The sequence below is a fragment of the Ruegeria atlantica genome, assembly GCF_947495585.1.
Lineage (GTDB): Bacteria > Pseudomonadota > Alphaproteobacteria > Rhodobacterales > Rhodobacteraceae > Ruegeria > Ruegeria atlantica_G.
This window is the reverse complement of the sequence record NZ_CANLZK010000012.1, coordinates 1-21,428: the sequence shown is the minus strand read 5'-3', so window position 1 is coordinate 21,428 and position 21,428 is coordinate 1. Positions and strand designations below refer to the sequence as shown.

Here is a 21,428-nt window from a genome sequence, read left to right as displayed (position 1 = left end):
CAACGATTATCGACTAGTTGCTGTTCAGTTGGCAACCGACTGCAACCTCCGGCGATCGGAGGCCGTCGCGGTTCTTTCAACAACAGTCCGGTTGTACGGGTCTTTCAACTCGTAGCGCCCAAACTCGATCTCCTCTTTCCAACCATTGGCATAGTTCACTTCGATATTGTTGCCTTGGCGTTCGATTTTCGTGGGCCGACTTCCAGTAGTGCCGCCTTGCCCAGCAGAACGCACGCTGTCGATTGAGATACCATTCGCCAAAGACCGAAGCCTTGAGACGTCCGCACCGGTCGCAGGGCGCTCCTCAACAGTTCGGTTTTGAGCGTTCTTTCTCTCATACCGCCCGTTTTCGATCTCCTCCTTGGTTCCGTCGGCGTAACGCACTTCAATCCCGTTAGCGTTTGTTTCGACCTTTGTTATCCCGGCCGAACCCGACGGCTTGCCCCCTGCTTGAGACCGATCCTTCTTTCCGCTGCCTCTATTGGAGCGTTTCGAGTCATCATCGTCATCGTCATCGTCATCGTCATCATCGTCGTCGCGACCACTTTTGCCTGATCCTGAATTGTCGTCACGATCATCATCTCGGTCGTCGTCGCGATCATCGTCTCTATCGTCATCACGATCATCGTCCCGGTCACCACCACGGCCGCTATTACCCGACCCCGAGTTGTCGTCGCGGTCATCATCTCTGTCGTCGTCACGATCATCATCCCGATCATCGTCGCGACCATCCCCGTCTTTCCCCTTGCCGCTCTTGGCAAAGGCATATGACGGTTCAAAATGTAGGCGACCATCGGCATCAAACGCTGGCACATAAGGCGTCGCCGCAATCAACGAAGCCAACGCCGCTGTACTAAGAAGTTGACCCAGCTTTCTTTGAATTTTCATTTTCGCCTCCAATTCTGATCATCACGCGTCGTGACATTGAAGACAGGTTACGTCTGGATCGGCTTTCCCACATCGGGCTTAGGTCTGACGAATTTCAAGCCGAACGTCTTAGTCTGATCAGTCAATCCAAGCGAGTTTCGCTGAGCCATGTGACCAGTTCAGTGGGAACTAACCCCGTCACCCTTCAACTCGTCATCAGGTTCGAGGTGAATGACAAAGACCGAACCCGGATACAAACGATCCAATTCTTCCTCGATGTCATTGCATATATCGTGCGCTGCACTGACTGGCATGGTGCCGTCCACAACAAGGTGAAACTCCACGAAGATGACATTTGCGGATCTGCGCCCTTTGAGGTCGTGGTACTCTAAGGCTGCGCCGAGATTTGCTTCGATTGCGTTGGAAACAGTCTGCAAGTCATGGTTCGAAAGTGTCACATCCATCAGGCCATCGACGGACGCCCGAATAACTTTCCAGCCCTCCCACAAGATGTTCAGTGCAACAAGAATTGCCAGGATCGGATCAAGGATCAGCCAGCCGGTGACAAGTGCAAGTATCAGACCTGCGATGACACCAACTGAGGTCATGACATCCGTGAAAATGTGCCGGGAGCTTGCCTCCAATGCAGGCGAACCCTCGCGCCTGCCGATTTTGAGCAATAGGTAGGCCCATGCGCCATTCACGCCCGTTGCAATGATATTGATGGCGACTCCAAGCAGCGGCGCATCCTCAAGATGCGGGTTTGGGAGTGCCAGCACAGCTTCTCTGATGATCAAGAACGCCGCCAGCACAATCATTACACCCTCGGCGACGGCGGAAAGATACTCGGCTTTTTTGTGACCAAAGGGGTGGTTTTCGTCAGGGGGTATGTTGGCAATCCGAACCGCAAAATACGCCAGCAGTGCCGCAACAACATTTACGGTAGATTCCATCGCGTCCGACAATAGCACCACCGAGCCTGTCAGCCACCAAGCCAACAGTTTTAGGGCCAGTACCGCAATGGATATCGGAATGGACCAAAGAGCGATTTTTTGTGTCATTTGGCCGCGACCCTCAGTCAATCGTTACAAATGATCCTGGGAACAAGTGAGCGACCGTACTTAACACGTAAGACAGGAGTAAGGTAATAATGAATAAGGCCACAGGGTCGGTCATGCACGACCGGCTGTCGTGAATAACGCTGGCACCAAAGTGTCATACATTTGTTACTCGGATGGACCCGATTGTTACATACGGCTAGCATCAGTGATCACACAGCAGAAAGGGAGACACACATGTCGAAGTTCACCAACGGAAAAACTGCCCATGGGGTCGTTGCACTCGTAATCTGCTGTATCGCGGCGACCGCACACGCGCAATCGGCAGGCGAGGAGATGTCGTTTTTCATCACTAGTGTGGGCAAGGGGGACGGTGCAAATCTAGGCGGCCTCGAAGGCGCCGATGCTCATTGCAATGCGCTTGCTTCCGCGACCGGTTCTTCCAAGACTTTCTCGGCCTATCTGAGCACCTCAATGTCCATTGATCGCAGCACCGACCCGATGACAATCACCAATGGCGTTTCTGCACGCGACCGGATCGGATCGGGTCCGTGGCATAATGCCGACGGAGAGCTCATCGCCAACAATGTTGAGGACCTGCACAGCGACAACGTGAATATTAACCTTCAGACCGCGCTCGACGAAAATGGTAACCCTGTCAATGGGCGTGGCAGTCAGCCGAACAAACATGACATTTTGACGGGCTCCGATTCCGCCGGACTTTTCTCAACGGCAGGTGGCGATACGACATGCAGCAACTGGACTTCGAATAGTGAAGATGGGTCTGCGATTGTCGGACACCATGACCGTGTAGGTCTCAATGATGCCCGAAATATGTTGTCCTGGAACTCATCGCACGGTTCGCGCGGTTGCGGTGAGGAACATCTGCCACGTTCCGGCGGGGCAGGTTTGTTTTACTGCTTCGCAACTGACTAATCGGGCAGCATTGGTACGCGTGTCGCCCGCATTGAACCTGATATTGCCAAGTCAGTTCTAGAGATTGCGCTATGGAAGCGGTCTTTGGACGGAATCAGTCTAAATGCCGCTTCGTTGCGAGTTTACTAAATTGCAATGCTTGGGTGAGAAGGTTCAGTTTGGGCTGCTTCAAGTCACTTATGTGCAAGTCAGCGAAAGGCGCATCCGAGGAGGATACTGGACATTGCAATGTTGGCCGGTTCCCGAAAGTCGACATTGCCGTGGGCGACACTGAACCCAAAGGTGTCCATGTTGCATTGTGAATTAGCGGCAGCGACAAATCAGGGTGCAGTCGTCAACGTTTTGAGGAGCGCATCGAATTGACCCTGCGACGTGCTGATGTCAAGCGGCGAACGTAGCCATACTGCGATCTTGGAAACTGTTATGATTATTGGCCGCTTTGATTGCATAGTCAGGCGATGGTCACTGTCCCGAATTGGTTTTCGCGATACTGCAAAGCAGATCGACATGTTTGTCCAACCACTCTTCGTCCAGTGCCTCGTGGCGTATGAGCTTGCGGAAATAAGGTGCCGCGACTGCTAGTTCTATGAGCTGGTCAACCGGAATGTCGGCGGTGATCTCACCGCGACCTACTGCGGCTGCAAATACTGCTTCAACACTCGCGAACCTGTCTTTCATGAATTCCGTTATCACTAACCTTGCTTCTTCGTCGGTGGACGCAGCAGCGACCACCTGAGGCGCGATTTGGCCCCACGGTGTGTCATTCAAGGCTCCCATCAGTACACCGAGTAACCAGCGCAGGTCAGATCGTAGCGGGCCATCGGTTTTGGGCGGTATGTTTGGCGGTGTTGCGATGCGCCGGAATGCTGCATCACGCAGACTGCGCGCATCTGGCCAGTGCCTGTAAAGTGTACTGCGCGAAATGCCCGTTGCCTTTGAAACTGCGCCATGAGTTACGTGCAGCACGCCTTCATCCATCAGTATCTTTTGCGCAGCATCAAGCGCAGTCTGTCGTGTGGCGATCAGCCTAGGATCTTCTTTCAATCACTCCTCCTATAGAACAATTTGTTGCATAGTAGAACATTTTGTCCTAAAAGTATGGTCGGCCAAAACCTAAATCCCAAAACTCAATTCCACAAACACGTCTTGTCAAAATGGGAGCGTATCAATGTTCAAAGTGGCAGCAACCCCGCTGGCGGTACTCTTATCGATGGGCGCGACAACCGCATTGTCCGAGAGTGGCACTTACGAGCTGGATCCTGGGCACAGCCAGGTATTGTTCAGCTACGACCACATCGGGTTCTCAGAAACGTTTGGAATGTTCTCAGGTTTTAGCGGCGAGATAGAGTTCAGCGAAGATGATCCGTCTGCGTCATCTGTCACGGTGTCTATGCCTGTAAAATCCATGATCACGGGCTGGGATGCCCGTCTGCAACACTTCATGTCCGATGACTTTTTCAGCGCGAGTGACGGTGATGTGGTCACATTCGCCTCAACCAGCATTGAAGTGACCGGGGACAATACCGCAAATATTTCTGGCGACCTGACCATGAATGGCGTCACCAAACCTGTTGTTCTGGAAACAACGCTCAACAAGTCAGCGCCATATCCGTTTGGCCAAAAAGAGGGCACGCCGACTTTGGGGCTGGCTGCCACGGCGACTATCGTGCGGTCTGAATTCGGACTTGGGGCATTTGCGCCAGCGGTGAGCGACGAAATAGAGCTCTTGATCAATATCGAAGCATTAAAGGCTGAGTAATGTGTGCAAGGGCGCTGATACTGCGGTGAGCGCTCATTCTTAACTTTTGACGGGCTGGCAACAAAAATGAATGTGTTCCTTAGACTACTGGCGGTTGCTGCGATAGCGGTGGCGTTGACGTGCCCGTTGGCATTCGCACAAGAGCGCTCCTTGCCGGAGCGCACCTCGCCCCGTCCCGAAACGACAAGCGGCGTACCGCATATTCAGATCGGTGTCGAAATTGATGCCGATTTGGCCAAGCTATTGCTGGAGCGTGTTGCGCAATTCCCAGGGGTCACGCTTGGCCCGACACGCATATCACTTCCTGGCGCGATTGGCTTTCAGCTTGATCCCGACATGTTGTTGTCTCAACCGAGCTCTATCGTCGGTGGGTTTGAATTTGCGCATATGCATCCTGATGGCAGCTTGCATGCTTCGCTGCATCCGGCAATGGCGCGACGGGCGATTGAGGCTGGCTGGGCCGTAGCTCACCCTTGGGCCAATCAACGTCCCGGATGGAGTGGCTTTGTCATGATCTATACTCCGACTACACCAGAAGAGCTGGATGTCGTCATTGATCTGGTGGAAAGTTCGTACACCTTCATCACCGGCAAAACCTTGGGCTAAATGCCCACCTGCTGACCTTTCCGTTGCTGACTAATGCGCAGGTCAGCCAGTATTCAGCCTTGCGCGGATATACAGATGATCCATGTTCCACTGTTCCGGACGGACATGATCCAGAGATGTGGCGCACCCACAATAAGTGCAGCTAGGATGTAAATGGCGACACATCCTCGAAACTTGTCAAAACCTCATACCCCCAGTAGGTATTTGGTATGTTTCGCTTGGTCCTGTCGATACTTCTTGTTGTTGCATTCTCTGGCGCATCCGCAGCGTCCGTGAAGCATGGCTTGACTCATGGATCGGATCACTCTGGTCATCATGCTCAAATGGCAGGCGACGATCCGTTGGCTAATGCCGAGAAAGCTGTTGCGGATTGTTGCGACACCACCAGCGGCATGAGTTCAGCATCCTGTTTTGGTGATCTTGTCGCCACGGCGGGGATTTCGCCGATTGCTCCATTGGCGATCTCAGAGTGTGGTGTGACGCAAGCTGATTCCGATTTTTCGGGCCTCGCAATGGGCGTCCCTACCGGTCCTCCGAAAGCCTGAGCGGCAACGGGCGCCCGCCCGCAATCCGTTCAAATTTCACATCAAAGGACCGACAGACATGATCACACGTCGTCACTTCACCACACTGTCTGCAACTGCTCTCATCGCGACCGCTCTTCCCGTCCGAGCAGGCACCCCAATGCATGTGCTAAGCTCACCAGGTTGCGGATGTTGTCACGCATGGGCCGACTTGGCTCGCGCACGTGGCTACGCCGTAACCATTGAGGAACTGACCGACCCCGAGGCACAGAAGTCAGCGCGGGGTATCCCGCTGAACCTCGCATCCTGTCACACCGTTGAAGCCGATGGTTATGTCTTTGAAGGCCATGTGCCGTTTGAAGCACTGGAAGCCGTGTTGAAGGATCAGCCTGACATTACAGGGCTTGCCGTTCCTGGCATGCCAATGGGCTCCCCTGGTATGGGCGATGATCCGTCCGTCCGTTACGACGTCATTGCATTTGGGGGAGAGGCTGGGGCCGGTACAGTATACTACCGTGCGGGCACCGCGCAGCCGTTCGACACCTGATGCTAGGGCGCACAACACTCTTGGTTACCGGTGGGCTTGCGCTCGCCGGTTTCGCCGTAGCTTTCGTTGTGGCCCAGCCCCCCGAAGCGGTCGGTCTTTTAACTCCTGATGACGCGGAAGTTGTCGCCATTGGCCAAGATATATACGCGGACCAATGTGCTGCCTGCCACGGAGCGCGCCTTGAAGGACAGCCAAACTGGCGGATACGCGGCGAGGATGGTTTGCTACCAGCACCGCCGCATGACGCCACAGGGCATACGTGGCACCACGATGATGAAACGCTTTTCACCCTGACTAAATTTGGCCTGGCCGGACTGATGGAAAATGCGCCCCCAACCGGTATGCCGGTCTATGAAGGTGTGTTGAGCGATGACGAAATCATAGCGGTCCTATCTTTTATCAAGTCAACCTGGCCCAATGACCTTCGTGAGTACCACGACGAGCTGAATGCCCAATCCGAATAGAGGAAAACTCAGATGATCAAACAAACTCTTATCGGCTTGGTGCTAGCAATGGCTCCAATGCTTGCGGCCGCACATTCAAAGTCGGAAGTAACGACACCGGCTGACGGCGCGTCTGTCACGGATGTGCCGGAGCTTACCATGCGGTTCGATGATCCGATGCGTATCATCTCGGTCACGTTGACCTCACACGATGGCGACGTCGAAATTGAACGCCAAACGGGCATGGACCCCACCACGGAATTCCGGGCTATGCCTTTGGATGAGCTTGCACCCGGAAGCTACCGCTTCGACTGGCGAGGTATGGCTTCAGACGGTCACCCGATGCAGGGCAGCTTCTCTTTCACGGTCGCTGAGTGATCGGTCTGGCACACATTGACGGTGTTATCGTCTTGGCCATTTTGGCGAAGGCACTTGGCTACGGCGCGGCGCTGCTGGCGATGGGTGGCGTCCTGTTCACGGTCCTCTTTGCCAAGGTCGCTGAAGAGTCTGTTCTACGCCTTGCACGTCACCTCGCGGTTGGAGCTGCGATTGTCGGTTTGGCCGTACTTGCTTCACGTTTCGGCATCAGAGCAGCGCGGATATCTGGGATGGGATTTGAGGGCGCGACGGACCCAATGATGCTTGGCTTTGTTTGGGACAGTCCGCTTGGCACCGCCGCGATTTGGCGAGGATTGGGTGAACTCGCGATATTGGCAATTCTGCTCCCGCGCGTCGGGCAGTGGATCGCTTTGGCGGGCAGCCTTGCCGTTGCGATTTCCTTTGCCCAGGTTGGACACTCGCTCGGACAGCCCAGGGCGGCACTCGCAATCTTGGTGGTTCTGCATTTACTGGCTGCCGCGTTTTGGGTCGGTGCTCTCCTGCCTTTGCGCAAAGCGGCGCTCACTCCAACTGGGGCCGATCTACTGCACCACTTTGGCAATGTCGCTGCTTACGGAGTTTCCGTCCTGATTGTAGTAGGCGCGGCACTCGCATGGCTGCTTTCGGGCTCTGTGGTCGCCTTGTTCGGAACGGCGTATGGATTGGGACTTTTGGCCAAGGTCGTGATCGTTTCTGCCCTTATTGGCCTGGCGGCGCTGAACAAACTGAGATTTGTTCCGGCTCTCAGGGCTGAGAAGCGTGGCGCGGAAATTGCTCTCCAGCGGTCGATTTCAATAGAGATGTTGGCTGTTGTCCTGATCCTGCTTGCAACGGCGACCCTAACCAGTGTGACGACACCTCCCATCAATCTCTGACGCCTTTTGGTCCGAAGCAGGAGCTGCAAAGTCTTGTTGTGAATGTCCGTTTAGGGCTGCGACCTGCCGAATGCGTTCGCAGCATCTCAGGCGAATGGTAACGGCAGGTCAGGGCTCTTAGCTGACTCCTTGTATCCAAGTTACATTGATGCCGTGTTGGATCAGTTTGATTAAATTCTTGCCACAGCATTCCATGTGAATTGCTGACCAACGGTCTAGGTTTTAACTCAGATTGATATTTTCTAGGAATGACTGAACTTATGTCATACTCTGGTTCCGCAGAGAAAAATTGGAGGAGAATGTTCACGTAGAAACCAGTGTTTTCTAGGAGCAAAAATTCCATACGTCATGTGAAAAGGAGGGTTCTACCTTTCGGGTGAAAAGACGTATGGATGACGTATGAGGCGATCAATGGACTAATAAGATATTGATTTTGTTGCATTTTGATTCCGTGTGGGGGCACCACTATCTTCGAAAATACAAATACAATTTAATAATTTAAACACATTTAGATATTTTCAGACCACCTTTCGATGGCTGTTGGATGTTAGTGGTTTTTTCGTTATACGATGCAACTAATTGTGGCTGACGAAAAGTTTTACAGTGCAGTAAACCTTCCTCAAAGGCCCGATGCCAAACAAATCCTAAAAAATAGTCAGGAACGCAGTAGTTCGCTGTGCATTGAGACATGCACGCAAACTTCACGAAAGCGGTCTTTGTGCCCCAAGGCATCTATTCTTGAGCATCTAGAACTGCTGCCTCATTGATCCTCGGCGTGACAGTTCAGCATCCACGCGCAATTTGATCGCCTCTTAAATCCGAAAATCCGTTCAAGGTAGCCATCGCGTTGTCAGGTGAGAAGGAGCTGGACGGTGCTCCGTATACCGAAGCTTGGAGAGCATTGTTGCTCATCGCCCAGGAAAGAAATTCGACGGTGACCCAGGTGATCCGGGCCCGATGGTCAAAGGTCACCAAAAACGGGTGATGCAGATTATGAACGCAAGCTGAAGCGGATCGACCTGAAGACGGATGTGAAAGCTAGAATAAGCAAGAGTCATGCAACCCAAGAGAAAGTAATTGGTGCATCGCGGCGATGGAAGAGCATGGGCAATGAAGGGGATACCCGGACGTTTTGACACCGAAGTTTCTCAAGTGAAACGCATTGAATTCGTGATCTGTTGGCCTTACTGAGTTCCTGAGGCCCAACAGAGGCTTGGCACGCTGAGCGGGCGTGATGGAATGGTAGACATATCAGACTTAAAATCTGAAGGGCGTATGCCCGTGTGGGTTCGAGTCCCACCGCCCGCACCAGCGCATTGTTAAGCTGGAAACCCAAGATCGTTGATCAGTTTCCACATTTCCCGGTTCGCCACTGAAAGTTGGTCGACCACCTTTTCGATTTCTTTCATCGCACCCTTGTCAACCGTATCCTGGCGGCCCAATTTGATATCAGTCTTCCGGTCCGCAATGCGCATCAGGATTGTCTTCGGGTTGCCGCTGTCGGGGTCGAAGGAATAGATGCAATGGTTGTATCTGTTCCGAATTCCCGAAAGCTTGCTGAGACGCTGCGTGTGCTTAAGGATAGAGTCACGTATGTCTGGCGGGCGGCCATCCATCTTAGCCAGCCGCTCGACCAGATCAATTCTGGCGCGGGTCGTGTTCAGCGTCAGAAAGATGATGACCGAGATATCCTTGTTGGTGCGGGTCAACCCGGCGATCAGGTGAATCAACAGGCTTTCCGTGTTGGTCCACATGTAGTTCAACTTGCCGACCAGCAGGATCAGGCGGTCAAACCGGGCTTCGAAATCGTCAGTCAACGGGCAGCTCTCGCGCTTCGTCCGGCGCAACCTCGAAATAGAATTGCGCGGCTGCAGTCCGGTTGCTGACACCGATCTTGCCCGCCACATTGTGCATATGCAGTTTAACGGTGTGTTCGGTGATGCCCAGGTTCGATGCGATGATCTTGTTGCTTTGACCTTTCGACACCAGTTTCAGTACCTGCTTTTCCCGGCGTGTCAGCTTGGAGTATGTCGGGTGGAGGTTGCTGGGCTTTGATGTCGCTACCGGCGCACCACTCGACGGCGTGGGTGAATGCGCCACGCAATCCGCAAGGAAACACGGCAGGTACAGCTCTTCATGCAACAGCAGGCGCAAAATAGATCGCCATACATCCGGCGCGACGTTCATCGGCAGGTATCCGATGTCGCCGAATTTGCTGCGATCCCACTTTTCGAATGCAAGCCGGGCAGCTTCTTCCTTGCGGTAAGCAAAGGCCAAGCTGCCTGATCCCGCGATTTCCATATAGGCCTGCGGTCGGTTCAACAGGTCGTCCAGCATCATCTGGTCGACGACGACCACCTTTCCGGCCCCAACGTCCGAGCAGCTTGGCGCAGACAGCGCGTCAATTGTTTCGATCCGACGCGTGATCACGCCAAATTCGGATTGGACACCATGGATTGTTTGATCTGAATAGAAGAGTTCTTTGCCGACGAAATTGATCGAGAATTCTTCGGGATTGAAATCGTTTTGAACAGCATCTTCCTGAATCGGAATGCCCATTGCCACGCCCCCTTTTTAATTAACCCACGCCGCGAAAAATAACGGCGAAATTGTAACCAGTACTCGTAGAACAGAATTAAAGTAACTTACGCTATTGAGGCGCGACTATAGCTGAAAGTACAAGTTTTATCAATGATGTGCGCCGTTCCGAAAATTCAGTTCTAATGCTTTCGTTTAGGTCGGCAGTACTTCCCCTCGCGTAAGTGGAGGAAAACAATGGGTTTCCCAAACTGTGAGTTTTGACCCGCGCGAATGGCCGATGCTGCGACTGCTATTCGATCACACAAGCATTACAGCAATGAAATCAAAGCTTTGGGCGTTCTAGTCCTTTAAGGTAGCTATTCACGACGCGCTTCGCCTGTAACCATGATCTCGCTTCTATTCTGAAGCCTTAATTCCTGATGTGTCCGCGAATCGCGCATTACCGCGAGCTACTTCCGCAGACACGGTGTCGGCTAAGCCGAGAAAGGAGGGTGGGTAAAATTCACTGAACGAAACCGCACACGCGCGTTTTGCGCATGAGTGCGGCCCTTATTATTCAACTGCGCCAGTAACCGTTTTAGAGATGAGTGACGGTCAGCGCGCTTCTTAAGTGGAGAACTATTATGAGTAGACGCAACCAACCGTACAACGACATTACTGCAATCGGTGAAGTTGAGGTCGAAGAGGCCCATGTTGATATCGATGCCGATATTACAGTCGAAGAAGCTCAGATTGACGCAAATCTGAATGAGCAAGAGCAAACCAACGACAACAGCGTAGATAACGATCAGGATCAGGATCAGAAGCAAAAGCAGGATCAGGACCAAGATCAGGATCAGGACCAGGATCAAGACCAGGATCAGGACCAAGATCAGAACCAGCAGAACTATAATGGTGGTGATGACAGCAACGACAATTCCAACGCAGTTCACATCGACTTTGGTGGCGGCGAGTGGATTCCGCGCGATGACGATCAGGTCGATCTGGATCTGGGCGACGATGCGAGCGTAGGTGACGTGATCACTGCTGGTGGCGACATTGACTATGATCCCGGCGATGACATGAACCTGGATGTTGACATGAGCGGTACAACGACCGCTATGGCAGCAATCAACAATCAAGTTGCTACACTGGAAGACAACGACGTTCTGGAAAGTGCCGAAGTTTCCAATGACGGCACCTTCGAGCAGAAGGGTGACGCCTATGGCGGAACCGCAAATGCTGCTGAAGGTATTGGTTCGCGTGCAGACGGCGGCAATTCCGGAGAAGGTGGCAATACAACTGGCGGCGATGCCAGAGGTGACACAGAAGGTGGCTGGGCTGATGCTGCTGGAGGAACATCCGGTGACGCTAATGGTGACGGCGAAGGCGGAGACGGCGGAGATTCCGGCGAAGCGACCAACTTCGGTCTGGGCGTTGGGCATTCTAACGCTGAATCAAATGGCAGCAGCAGTGCCGGTGACGGCGGTGACGCTGACAGCGAATCGGATGCTGAAAATGACGGCAGTGCAGACTCGGACGTCGACAGCGACGGTGGTGAAGGCGGAAACGCCGGTTCCATCGGTCTTGGTCTGGGCTTTGGCTCGTCGGAAGCCAGCAATGACGGTGAATCGGCCGGCGGCGATAACGACTCAGACGCCGACAACGACGTAGACGTCGATACTGAAAACGATTCTGAATCCGACGATGCAAACGGCGGTGGCGGACTCGCTGGAAACCTTGGTCTCGCTGCAAACGAGAGCGACAGTGACACCGAAGCCAATGACGCGACATCTGGTGGCAACATCGGACTTGGTCTTGCAGCAGGTCTGGCTGGCGCGGATGCAGACGGCACCGGTGGTGACGGCGATGGCGGCGACGGCGACAGCGGTAACGCAGATGGCGGTAACGGCCCTGGTGGTGACGGCGCCGGCGGCGACGGCGGTAACGGCGATGGCGGTAACGGCGACAGCGGCAACGCAGATGCTGGCAACGGCCCGGGCGGTGACGGCGGCGACGGTACTGGTGGCGACGGCACTGGTGGCGACGGCGGCAACCGTACTGGCGGTGACGGCGGTGACGGCGACGGTGCTCGCGGCGAAGGTGCTGGTGGTGGTGACGGTGACGGCGGAAACGCTGACAGCGGCAACGGCCCTGGCGGTGACGGCATGGGTGCTGCAGGTGCAGGTGGTGACGGTGGCGACGGTGACGGTGGCAATGCCGACAGCGGCAACGGCCCCGGCGGTGACGGCAATGGTGCATCTGGCAACGGTGGTACCGCTGACGCGGCTGCCGATGCTCAGGGTGTAGGTGATCAGGACGCTACGGGTCCAGCGGTCACTCAAGCTCCGGGTGACGTGACCGGCGAAGCCGACAACAACCAGGATGCCCAAGTCAATGGGGGTGCTGGCGGAACCAATGACGTTGATGGTTCAGCGACGGGTACCGGAACCGGGACCGCGATGGCTGACGGCGTCGGCGGTGGCGGCGGAGCCGTTCAGCAAGATGCTGCATCCACAGGGACCGGTGAGGGTTCTGCTGACGCGACCAATACCGCGGGTGACGGCGGATTGTCCGAAGTCTTCTCGACGGCGGAAACCGACGGTTCGGCAGACAGCATGGCAGAGGCCATCGCTGGTTATGGCGGCGACGCTATGTCGGACAACGACGCAACCTCGACCGCAGCGGGCAGTGCCACTGGCACAGCAACGTCGGGCGTTGGCGGCGGCGGCGGTGCTGGTGCCGGATACGGCGGAACCTCTGGTGACGCTTCTGGTATGGCGACGCTCGGTGACACCAACGGTGCAAACGTCGACGGTGGCGATGCGTCGGGCGCCTATTCGGGTGCTGGCGGAGCCGGCGGCAATGCTGGATCGTGGGGTTCAGGCAACGGCGGTGATGGAATCGTTACCGGCGAGTCCTATGCTTCGGCAGCTGCTGTGGTCGACACATCGGCGTTCAACCAGTCGATCGTCATGGGTGCCAACGTTCTTGGCAACTCGGTCGATACGACCATGGTTGGCGGTTCGATGACCGCGACCCACAACAGCGACGACACGGACGTATAAGTCGCAGTCAGGGCCCGAATTATCGGGCCCCGACCTTCTGACGAAACCGCCGAGGCCGCGACAAGTGGCCTCGGCACAACAAACCCAAAGCGGAAATTTTAGGCCGGGGCGGGGAAAAGGAAACCGATATGTCTCTCGACAGTATTACAGAAACGATAGCGCATTTTATTGGAACCTTTGAGCTTACGATTGAACAGGCCCGGCTGAGAGATCAGTACGAAGAATTCACGGCGCTTCGGCGCAAAGTCGAACTGGATGAACTTGACGATCCGATATCCATACGGATCGCTACTGAATTAGATCTCCCACCAGGAGAATATGATCCACTCCCATATAAACTTCTGCCTCCTCCTGCCGATCTTCCGTTGCCGCCCGTGCCCGATGGGCCGCTTGAATTGTCAGAGATATATGTCGGTCCCAGCTTCGATCCCGATCCCTATATTCCGGATGTTCAGTTGGGGACGGCGCAGACGGCAGTATTGATTCTAGATCCACAAGTCCCACCACTCATTATCGGTTCGGCCGTAACCTACACGTTCCAGGCGATTGTCCTGAACGACAACGATGTCATCGGTCATGGCGATTTTCGCGATATCGAAATCCAGATTGCGCAAGGCGAGCAGATGCTGGATGTCGCGTTGTCGATGCACGCAATTGCAACGCCATCTCTGAACATTGAAGACTATAAGTCGCTGGAATACCTCGAAAGTCTGGCTGAACAGATGCAGTCGCCGATGATATCGCAAATCGAAGGCGTGACCATTCACCAGTTCCACGGCGAGGACGCACTGGGCGTTATTGTGAATGGCGAAGTGGTCGAAGAAATTCCGGATTGGGACGATCTTCTGCCCGCGCATCACCAGACAGAAGACGAGGAAGAAGACGATACGCCGGACATGACGCCGGACGAATGGGACCGCTCGGATGATGATGAGTTCGGCGAGGGCCATACGGTTATCGCAGGCGGAAACCTTGCGATTAACGAGGTTAACATCACTGTGGCCTGGGTTGACGCGCCGGTCATCGCGGTGGGCGGAAAATCAGTTAGCTTGACTGTGGTCAGCCAGGTGGCGGTGGTGTCTGACATCGACCAGGGTGAACCCGGCGTGCAAAGCGACACCAATGTGGTTCAGGCGTCATTTATCGGGACCGAAGCCAGCGAAGAATGGTGGCAGGACGACAATGAAGCCGAGCCAGGTGCGGAGCCGATTGTCTCGGTCACCTGGATACAAGGCGATTTGTGGGTCACGAACTTCATCAAGCAGGTGATCGACGCCACAGATATCGACAAGATCAATACGGAAATCACAGCTTCGACCAGCCTGTTCACATTGGGTGACAACGTTTTGAGCAACGTCACCAATATCGTTCAGTTGGGTAACTTCTACGATCTGATCATGATCGGTGGAAACATGATTTCGGTCGATATGCTGCACCAGACCATCGCGCTGTTGGATGATGACGTCTACGGCGAGGGCAAGCCGGAAGAGGGTGATAACAATCTGGTTATGAACCAGGCCAATCTGACGACGACCGGCGAGGACACGGTGGAAGAACTGGACATGGCCCATGCCGAGGCTATGCCGTTGCAGCAGATTGATCGCGAGGCCTTTGAGGACGCTTTGACATCCAATCCGGACTATGCCGGCATGGAGTTGCTTCGCGTACTGAAGATCGACGGCGATCTTTTGCAGGTCAATTCGGTCGAACAGGTCACATTGTTGCAGGATCAGGACGATATTTCGCTTGAAGCAGCAGCAGCTGTTGATGCCGCGGTCAACGGTGCTGGAAACGCCCTGTTGAATGCAGCCGACATCACCAAGACTGGTGTCGACTCAACCATTATGGCAGCGGGCGGCGAATATTCGGACCTGCTGTTGCATCAGGCAGCACTGATTGACATCCCCGAAGTGCCAGACGCTTCGGAGTTGGCCAATGAAGTCATTGCCATAATAATGGAAGAGACGGCTGGGATTGGCGAAAACGCTATCGCACAGGCACAATCGAACCTTACACCTTCTGAAAATGCTAGCACCGATGATGCAATGCAAACGATGCTGGCGTGAAATTTCTACCTGATTTGGTCAATTCGTGTTAGCGTAATGACTGTATTTGTTACGAGTGTTCCGAAAGTTTTAAAATGTCGATTGTATTTTCGTCGCGTCGTTCTTCTGATGCCAGCCCGCTTGAAATTGAGGGCGTTGGCACGCCCACGCAGCCGCATGGCAGCGATGAATCCCTACCAAAAGCAGCTCAGACGCCAAGTTTGCGTTTGAACAAAGAAATGCGTGTACCAGATCCAGAGGACAGTCCCAAGATGACTGCGAACAAGGACGATGCGGTTGCCGCAAAAGCTGTGAAGCCCAAAAAGCAGGCGACCAAAACCAGGTCGGAACCAGCAACTCGTGCCGCGGCTTCACCCCGGCGCGAACAGTCGCAGCCCGCTCAAGATCAGAATGCCCAGGGCCGCGACGCTGGGGTGGCCGAAGAAGCCCAAAGCCCCGATCCTAACACCGCCACAGAAACGACTGCGCGGGTGACCCCCCAAACGCGCTCGAAGGGCGGTGAACACTTAGGTGCCACTATCGAGGCTAAGGCGAACGAGCCGATGCAACTCCGACAAACGGGCGGAGGTGACGGCAACGGGCCACCCCAGACATTCCACAAACGCACGCCGCCAGAGGATTTCCAAAATACTCTGCGCACCTCGCTAAAGGCGATCTGGCGCAATCTGGCATTTGTCCTGGTTCTGACCTGCGCAACCAACATCCTGATCCTTGCGATCCCGATCTACCTGTTTCAAATCAGTGACCGGGTGCTGACCAGCCGGTCTTTGGATACACTGATCATGTTGACCGCCATTGTTGCGGGGGCTGTGATCTTTCAGGCGGCTTTTGACGCGGTGCGCCGTTTTATTCTGATGCGTACAGCGGTCGAGGTTGCCGCGCGATTGGGCGCGCCCGTTCTAAGTGCGGCAGCACATGCGTCGCTGCACGGCAACGGCCGGGAATACCAGACGCTGGGCGATCTTCAGCAAGTGCGCGGTTTTTTGGTGTCGGGGACGTTGATTTCATTCCTTGACGTCCCTTTCGCACCGCTGTTCATCCTGATGATTTTTCTGGTGCATCCGCAGCTGGGATCAATCGTTATCGTAACCGCGATGCTGCTGATGATTATCGCAGTGATAAACCAGAAAATGACTGCCAAGCCATTTGCCGAGGCGAACAGATCCCAATCAATGGCGAACCTGCACCTCGACTCGATGGCGCGTAACAGCCAGATCATCAACGCTTTGGCGATGATCCCCGAGGCGGTACGCATCTGGGGTCGCGACACGGCACAATCTCTGACATGGCAAGTACGGGCGCAGGACAGGAACGTGATCTTCGCGGCCATCTCGCGTGCGATACGCCTGCTGACACAAATTGCCATTCTGGGCTGGGGCGCTTATCTGGCGCTGCAGGGCGAGATCACTGGCGGTATGGTCATCGCCGCTTCGATTATCGCCGGGCGCGCATTTGCACCTATCGAAGGGTCGATTGAAGGCTGGAATGCATTCCTGCTGACGCGCGCCGCTTTTGGGCGCATCAAGAACCTTTTGTCCAATTCGGCCCTGCAATTTGAAAAGTTGCGCCTGCCGCGTCCCGAGGGGCGCATGGATGTGGAGCGCCTTCTTTATGTTCCGGGCGGCACCAAACGTGTTGTCCTGAACGGCATCAGTTTTTCGCTTAATCCCGGTGAAACACTTGCCGTTATCGGCAATTCCGGGGCGGGAAAAACCACGTTGGGCAAAACGCTGGTTGGTTCGATCTTGCCGACATCCGGCAGTGTTCGTCTGGATCTGATGGATATCCGCAATTGGGACCCACGTCAGTTTGGTGAGAGCATCGGTTATTTGCCGCAGGATGTTCAGCTGTTTCCCGGTACGATCAAGGACAATATCGGCCGGATGCGTATCGATGCGACAGATGAACAAATCCACGACGCCGCTGTTCTGGCTGATGTCCACAACATGATCGCCACTTTGCCGCAGGGATATGAAACTGTCGTTTCCGCTGATGGATCTCCGCTGTCGGGCGGGCAAAAACAGCGGATAGCACTGGCACGCGCTTTCTTTGGCAATCCGCGCATGGTGGTTCTGGACGAGCCAAACTCGAACCTGGACGTTGCCGGTGATCAGGCGCTGTCGCGGGCGATTGAACAAGCCAAGGAAAGCAAGATTACCGTCGTGGTGATCACTCAGAAACCGACGCTGTTGAGCGTTGTCGACAAAATCATGCTGCTGACAGATGGTCGTGTGGCGCTGTTTGGTCACCGTGAACAGGTGCTGCAACAGTTGAACGCCTCACGTGGAAACAAACCAGGCATTCAGTCGCAGCAGGGGGGGCCAACATGAACGAAATTGTACCCGTAAACAATGACCCGAAGGATCCAGCAGTTTGGTATGCCGAGGTGCCGCGGTCGATCCACCGCTTTGTTACTGTCGGCTTGATCTTGCTGGTTGTCTGCTTTGGCGGGTTTGGCGTCTGGTCCTTTAGTGCGCCATTGGCCGCGGCGGTAATCGCGCAGGGCAGCTTTGTTGCCACAGGCCGAAATAAGATTGTTCAGCACCTCGAAGGTGGGATCATTGAAGATATCAAAGTCATCGAAGGTCAATCCGTTATCAAGGGACAGGTTCTTATGACCCTGGACCAGACCTCGGCCGAGTCAAATGAACGCGAACTGTTCATCCGCAAAATCCGCTTGCAAGCCATGTCCCAACGGTTGTCGGCTGAAAACAACGAGCGTGATCGGCTTGAGTTCTCGCCGGAACTGATTGAAGCGTCGAACGATGTCGAGGTGATGGCGATTCTTGACGGGCAAAAGATCAGCTTTGATGTATCCCGAAAGACGCTGCTGAACGACATCGCTTTGCTGGAACGCAACATGGAAGCGCTGAAAATTCGCTCAAGCGGGTTTGAGGCGCAGTTGGAAAGTATGGTTCGGCGTTCGGAAATTTTGCAGGAAGAGTTCGAAACCAAACAAGTACTGTTCAAAAAAGGGCTGGTGCGTAAGGGCGACATCAACACGATCCGCCGCGTGCAGGCCGAGGCCGAGGGCCAACTGGCGCGGTTGACGGCTGAAACGGCTGAAATCAACCAGATGCTTCTGAAGTACGAAGAACAGATTTCCCGCACCCGATCGGCCTATCGCGAGGCTGCGTTGGATGAATTGAGCGTGATTGCAGCTGATCTGGAAAGCGTACGCGAAAAATCCCGGCAGGCCCGAAGCGTTCTGGACCGTGCGGTTGTGCGCGCTCCGGTCACGGGAACCGTAGTGCGATTGCACTATCATACGGCTGGCGGTGTTATCGAAACTGGTGAACCAATCGCGGAAATCTTGCCTTCGGATGCGCCCCTGATTATCGAGGCGCAGATCCCCCGAACGGAAATCGACAGCGTCGTGATGGGGCAGCAAGCAACGGTTCGACTGGTCGGGCTTAACCAGCGTACCACTCCTGTGCTGAGCGGCGAGGTCTACTATGTCTCGGCGGACGCGCTAGTTGAAGATTCTGGAGGAATTCCGCAAGAGGTTTATCTGGCGCGCATCTCGCTGGAACCCGATGAGATGGACCGCGTGCGTGGGTTTGTTCCCACACCCGGAATGCCCGCCGAGATCATGATCCAGACCGAGGAACGCACCTTTGCGGCCTATATTGCAAAGCCTGTGACAGACAGTATGTCGCGCGCCTTCCGCGAGCACTGATCACTCTATAGACCTGCTCTTTCCCGGTTTACCGTGTTAGCCTCTGGTGAGATTCACCAGAAGGGACGCTTTATGCCATTAACCGTAGGCCAGATGATGGAGGCAGCAAACGCTGCCGTCGAACGGATTGATACAAACACAGCAAAGGACTTGATCGGGCAGGGTGCCTTGCTGCTGGACGTGCGCGACGCAGTCGAGCTGCAGCAAACCGGCCGTGCGCAAAGCGCGCATCATATCCCACGCGGTATGCTGGAATTCCGCGCGGACGATGCACTGAAATCTCATGACTCCGAGCTGCGCAAGGACCGCGCAATCGTGCTGTATTGCGCGGCTGGTGGTCGTGCGGCACTGGCGGGCAAGCTGTTGAAAGATATGGGGTATGAAAAGGTTTACAACATCGGTGGGTTGCCGGACTGGGTCAACGGTGGCGGCGAAGTGACCTGATTTCTGACCTCTGTCCGTTGAAATCTGACGCAGATCAAGGCGTATAGCATACCAGTTGTCTAAAGCGATAATCGGGCTTCTGACAAAAGGACAACTGACGATGCTACGCCTTGCCTCTATCCTGTATACTTTGATCGCAACCGCTCTGGCCGGGTCGGGCGTTATTGCCGTCCTGTCCGCAGGTTTGGTGTCTACGGTTGCAATCGTTTCAGCAGCTGCGGCTGGTTGTGTTGCTGCCTTGCCGGTGTCCTGGTTGGTGGCGAAGAAACTGTACCAGAACGCAGCTTGATCAGGCGTTCAGGAACGTCCTGACGGCGGCTTCAAACTCACGAGGTTTCTCGGCGTGCAGCCAATGGCCTGCGCCGGGGATTTTCGCAAATCGTGCGGCGGGAAAATGCGCGCGGATGGTGCTGCGATGTTCGGGCAGGACGTAATCGGAATCGCCGCCGGACAAAAACAGCGCCGGGCCGTCCCAGGATGCATCAGTTTCCGGAAAGCCCATGATTTTGGGCATCTCGGCCGCCAGCGTGTCGAGGTTCAGAAGCCATAGCTTCCCCTTGACGTCCAGAGATTGCGTGAAAAAGCTCTGCAGTGCTTTTTCGACGCCTTGCGCCGCCAACTGTCCCTCGGCGTCCGAGCGTCTTTCGATCGTTGAAAAATCCACGGCGCGCATGGCTTCGATGAATTGGATTTGGCTGTGCGTATAAGTAACGGGCGCGATGTCAGCCACAACCAGCTTGCGCACCAATTCTCCGTGGCTCAGCGCCAGCATCATCGCAGCCTTACCGCCCATCGAATGCCCGACAACATCCGCTTTGCCGCCAAGTTGCAGGATCACCTCGGCCAGATCTTCGGCCAGATCGGGATAACCATGCTGGTCGGTCCATTCGCTGTAGGCATGGTTGCGCATATCGACTGCAACGACTTGCCTTTCGTCACACAGTCGGCGCGCAATAACCCCCCAGTTTCGGGCTGATCCATACAGCCCATGCGCAATCAACAGAGGAGGGCTCGAGGTTGGTTCACCGTGAATGATCGTGTTCAGCATTCTGGTTTGATACCTGCGTGCGTTTGAAACAACCAGCCCCCATTGTCGCCCCTGCGGGCTGAGGCTAGATTGCGCTGGCAGGAGGCCACTTCATGTCGCAAACCACAGATATCCAAAGCCAGATCGCGCAGACGGTGCAATTGCTGCATGAAAAGCTGGGTGTAAAGGATCAGACGCTGACAGCTTCGGTCCGCAAGGCCAGGCGCCGATTGCCGCGCCGCATATACAAGCAGGCCATGATGCTGGCCGGTGCCGAGCAGATGGCCTCGCACCCTAAACTGCGGTTGGCGCTGGACACTCCGAAACTGGCCAAGGCATCGGAAGAAGTTCAGACACATCTGAGCGGCATAAACCTGGCCGATCGCCGCTGGGGTTGGTTCCTGAACTTTCTTGGGGCGGTTGCTTTGGGATTTCTGGCGCTGGCGGCTTTGGCAGTCATTGTCCTGCGCTGGCGCGGTTACATCTGACTGCATTCCCAAACAAAAAAAACGGCGCCCATTGGACGCCGTTCTGATTTGTGATCCCTTTGTGGATTACAGGTTTGGATAGATCGGGAATTTAGCGCAAAGCTCTGCAACCTCGGCTTTGACTTTGGCTTCAACTGCGCCAT

The 21,428-nt window shown here is 54.9% G+C and carries 21 protein-coding genes and 1 tRNA gene; 16 read left to right on the top strand and 6 right to left on the bottom strand.

Going from position 1 to position 21,428, the window contains the following annotated elements; genetic code table 11:
• Positions 1 to 24: 24 nt before the first annotated feature.
• A complete protein-coding gene (locus QMP16_RS17755) occupies positions 25 to 888 on the bottom strand; it encodes a hypothetical protein (RefSeq protein WP_174840302.1) in 864 nt (287 codons plus the stop codon).
• Between the two features lie 158 nt (positions 889 to 1,046).
• The gene (locus QMP16_RS17750; protein ID WP_282153476.1) at positions 1,047 to 1,928 is read right to left on the bottom strand and encodes a cation diffusion facilitator family transporter; all 882 of its coding nucleotides are present in this window, start codon (positions 1,926 to 1,928) and stop codon (positions 1,047 to 1,049) included.
• 234 nt (positions 1,929 to 2,162) lie between these two features.
• Here QMP16_RS17750 and QMP16_RS17745 point away from each other — a divergent pair, with 234 nt between their 5' ends.
• A complete protein-coding gene (locus QMP16_RS17745; RefSeq protein ID WP_282153475.1) occupies positions 2,163 to 2,861 on the top strand; it encodes a hypothetical protein in 699 nt (232 codons plus the stop codon).
• A 462-nt stretch (positions 2,862 to 3,323) separates the two neighbouring features.
• Here the strand turns inward: QMP16_RS17745 and QMP16_RS17740 are convergent, their stop codons facing one another.
• Positions 3,324 to 3,905: a TetR/AcrR family transcriptional regulator gene (locus QMP16_RS17740; RefSeq protein WP_170657913.1), complete on the bottom strand. Its 582-nt coding sequence runs from the start codon at positions 3,903 to 3,905 to the stop codon at positions 3,324 to 3,326.
• Positions 3,906 to 4,029: 124 nt separating this feature from the next.
• Between QMP16_RS17740 and QMP16_RS17735 the strand changes: the two genes are divergently transcribed.
• The 8 genes from QMP16_RS17735 (at position 4,030) to QMP16_RS17700 (ending at position 9,304) form a co-directional block, all read left to right on the top strand.
• The gene (locus QMP16_RS17735; RefSeq protein WP_282153474.1) at positions 4,030 to 4,620 is read left to right on the top strand and encodes a YceI family protein; all 591 of its coding nucleotides are present in this window, start codon (positions 4,030 to 4,032) and stop codon (positions 4,618 to 4,620) included.
• Between the two features lie 66 nt (positions 4,621 to 4,686).
• A complete protein-coding gene (locus QMP16_RS17730) occupies positions 4,687 to 5,226 on the top strand; it encodes a luciferase family protein (RefSeq protein WP_282153473.1) in 540 nt (179 codons plus the stop codon).
• A gap of 209 nt (positions 5,227 to 5,435) precedes the next feature.
• The gene (locus QMP16_RS17725; protein ID WP_170657915.1) at positions 5,436 to 5,771 is read left to right on the top strand and encodes a hypothetical protein; all 336 of its coding nucleotides are present in this window, start codon (positions 5,436 to 5,438) and stop codon (positions 5,769 to 5,771) included.
• 58 nt (positions 5,772 to 5,829) lie between these two features.
• Entirely contained in the window at positions 5,830 to 6,297 is a 468-nt protein-coding gene (locus QMP16_RS17720; RefSeq protein ID WP_282153472.1) for a DUF411 domain-containing protein, read from the top strand.
• Between the two features lie 68 nt (positions 6,298 to 6,365).
• Complete coding sequence (locus QMP16_RS17715) at positions 6,366 to 6,761, top strand: c-type cytochrome (RefSeq protein WP_282153471.1); 396 nt, start codon at positions 6,366 to 6,368, stop codon at positions 6,759 to 6,761.
• A 12-nt stretch (positions 6,762 to 6,773) separates the two neighbouring features.
• On the top strand, positions 6,774 to 7,118 hold the full coding sequence (locus QMP16_RS17710; protein ID WP_282153470.1) for a copper resistance CopC family protein: 345 nt from the start codon (positions 6,774 to 6,776) through the stop codon (positions 7,116 to 7,118).
• Complete coding sequence (locus QMP16_RS17705) at positions 7,115 to 7,993, top strand: CopD family protein (RefSeq protein WP_282153469.1); 879 nt, start codon at positions 7,115 to 7,117, stop codon at positions 7,991 to 7,993. The genes QMP16_RS17710 and QMP16_RS17705 overlap by 4 nt, the downstream gene beginning before the upstream one ends.
• A 1,225-nt stretch (positions 7,994 to 9,218) precedes the next feature.
• Positions 9,219 to 9,304 (top strand) — tRNA-Leu (locus QMP16_RS17700).
• 8 nt (positions 9,305 to 9,312) lie between these two features.
• Here the strand turns inward: QMP16_RS17700 and QMP16_RS17695 are convergent.
• Both QMP16_RS17695 and QMP16_RS17690 read right to left on the bottom strand, forming a co-directional pair.
• Positions 9,313 to 9,810, bottom strand: coding sequence for a hypothetical protein (locus tag QMP16_RS17695; protein WP_282153468.1), 498 nt, complete (start codon positions 9,808 to 9,810; stop codon positions 9,313 to 9,315).
• Entirely contained in the window at positions 9,803 to 10,552 is a 750-nt protein-coding gene (locus QMP16_RS17690; RefSeq protein ID WP_282153467.1) for a helix-turn-helix transcriptional regulator, read from the bottom strand. The genes QMP16_RS17695 and QMP16_RS17690 overlap by 8 nt, the downstream gene beginning before the upstream one ends.
• Positions 10,553 to 11,157: 605 nt before the next feature.
• Here QMP16_RS17690 and QMP16_RS17685 point away from each other — a divergent pair.
• The 6 genes from QMP16_RS17685 to QMP16_RS17660 all read left to right on the top strand — a co-directional run bounded on the left by QMP16_RS17685 (position 11,158) and on the right by QMP16_RS17660 (position 20,059).
• On the top strand, positions 11,158 to 13,581 hold the full coding sequence (locus QMP16_RS17685) for a hypothetical protein (RefSeq protein WP_282153466.1): 2,424 nt from the start codon (positions 11,158 to 11,160) through the stop codon (positions 13,579 to 13,581).
• 128 nt (positions 13,582 to 13,709) lie between these two features.
• On the top strand, positions 13,710 to 15,647 hold the full coding sequence (locus tag QMP16_RS17680) for a type I secretion protein (protein WP_282153465.1): 1,938 nt from the start codon (positions 13,710 to 13,712) through the stop codon (positions 15,645 to 15,647).
• A gap of 251 nt (positions 15,648 to 15,898) precedes the next feature.
• Positions 15,899 to 17,977 carry a type I secretion system permease/ATPase gene (locus tag QMP16_RS17675; protein ID WP_432653414.1) on the top strand — a complete coding sequence of 693 codons (2,079 nt, stop codon included), beginning with the start codon at positions 15,899 to 15,901 and terminating at the stop codon, positions 17,975 to 17,977.
• Positions 17,974 to 19,326: an HlyD family type I secretion periplasmic adaptor subunit gene (locus QMP16_RS17670; protein WP_108862401.1), complete on the top strand. Its 1,353-nt coding sequence runs from the start codon at positions 17,974 to 17,976 to the stop codon at positions 19,324 to 19,326. The genes QMP16_RS17675 and QMP16_RS17670 overlap by 4 nt, the downstream gene beginning before the upstream one ends.
• A 72-nt stretch (positions 19,327 to 19,398) precedes the next feature.
• On the top strand, positions 19,399 to 19,770 hold the full coding sequence (locus QMP16_RS17665) for a rhodanese-like domain-containing protein (protein ID WP_282153463.1): 372 nt from the start codon (positions 19,399 to 19,401) through the stop codon (positions 19,768 to 19,770).
• 100 nt (positions 19,771 to 19,870) lie between these two features.
• Positions 19,871 to 20,059: a hypothetical protein gene (locus QMP16_RS17660; RefSeq protein WP_058272333.1), complete on the top strand. Its 189-nt coding sequence runs from the start codon at positions 19,871 to 19,873 to the stop codon at positions 20,057 to 20,059.
• Here the strand turns inward: QMP16_RS17660 and QMP16_RS17655 are convergent, their stop codons facing one another.
• A complete protein-coding gene (locus tag QMP16_RS17655) occupies positions 20,060 to 20,818 on the bottom strand; it encodes an alpha/beta fold hydrolase (RefSeq protein WP_282153462.1) in 759 nt (252 codons plus the stop codon). It abuts the gene before it with no gap.
• Positions 20,819 to 20,910: 92 nt separating this feature from the next.
• On the opposite strand from QMP16_RS17655, the gene QMP16_RS17650 reads away from it, so the two are divergent.
• Positions 20,911 to 21,285: a hypothetical protein gene (locus tag QMP16_RS17650; protein ID WP_282153461.1), complete on the top strand. Its 375-nt coding sequence runs from the start codon at positions 20,911 to 20,913 to the stop codon at positions 21,283 to 21,285.
• The last annotated feature ends 143 nt before the right edge of the window (positions 21,286 to 21,428 follow it).

Bases quoted from the DNA above. Each gene is read 5' to 3' on its own strand.
- QMP16_RS17665 (WP_282153463.1), top strand. From the start codon at position 19,399: ATGCCATTAACCGTAGGCCAGATGATGGAGGCAGCAAACGCTGCCGTC.
- QMP16_RS17650 (WP_282153461.1), top strand. From the start codon at position 20,911: ATGTCGCAAACCACAGATATCCAAAGCCAGATCGCGCAGACGGTGCAA.
- QMP16_RS17675 (WP_432653414.1), top strand. From the start codon at position 15,899: ATGACTGCGAACAAGGACGATGCGGTTGCCGCAAAAGCTGTGAAGCCC.
- QMP16_RS17720 (WP_282153472.1), top strand. From the start codon at position 5,830: ATGATCACACGTCGTCACTTCACCACACTGTCTGCAACTGCTCTCATC.
- QMP16_RS17710 (WP_282153470.1), top strand. From the start codon at position 6,774: ATGATCAAACAAACTCTTATCGGCTTGGTGCTAGCAATGGCTCCAATG.
- QMP16_RS17750 (WP_282153476.1), bottom strand. From the start codon at position 1,928: ATGACACAAAAAATCGCTCTTTGGTCCATTCCGATATCCATTGCGGTA.
- QMP16_RS17680 (WP_282153465.1), top strand. From the start codon at position 13,710: ATGTCTCTCGACAGTATTACAGAAACGATAGCGCATTTTATTGGAACC.
- QMP16_RS17655 (WP_282153462.1), bottom strand. From the start codon at position 20,818: ATGCTGAACACGATCATTCACGGTGAACCAACCTCGAGCCCTCCTCTG.
- QMP16_RS17745 (WP_282153475.1), top strand. From the start codon at position 2,163: ATGTCGAAGTTCACCAACGGAAAAACTGCCCATGGGGTCGTTGCACTC.
- QMP16_RS17690 (WP_282153467.1), bottom strand. From the start codon at position 10,552: ATGGGCATTCCGATTCAGGAAGATGCTGTTCAAAACGATTTCAATCCC.
- QMP16_RS17670 (WP_108862401.1), top strand. From the start codon at position 17,974: ATGAACGAAATTGTACCCGTAAACAATGACCCGAAGGATCCAGCAGTT.
- QMP16_RS17755 (WP_174840302.1), bottom strand. From the start codon at position 888: ATGAAAATTCAAAGAAAGCTGGGTCAACTTCTTAGTACAGCGGCGTTG.
- QMP16_RS17660 (WP_058272333.1), top strand. From the start codon at position 19,871: ATGCTACGCCTTGCCTCTATCCTGTATACTTTGATCGCAACCGCTCTG.
- QMP16_RS17730 (WP_282153473.1), top strand. From the start codon at position 4,687: ATGAATGTGTTCCTTAGACTACTGGCGGTTGCTGCGATAGCGGTGGCG.
- QMP16_RS17685 (WP_282153466.1), top strand. From the start codon at position 11,158: ATGAGTAGACGCAACCAACCGTACAACGACATTACTGCAATCGGTGAA.
- QMP16_RS17735 (WP_282153474.1), top strand. From the start codon at position 4,030: ATGTTCAAAGTGGCAGCAACCCCGCTGGCGGTACTCTTATCGATGGGC.
- QMP16_RS17725 (WP_170657915.1), top strand. From the start codon at position 5,436: ATGTTTCGCTTGGTCCTGTCGATACTTCTTGTTGTTGCATTCTCTGGC.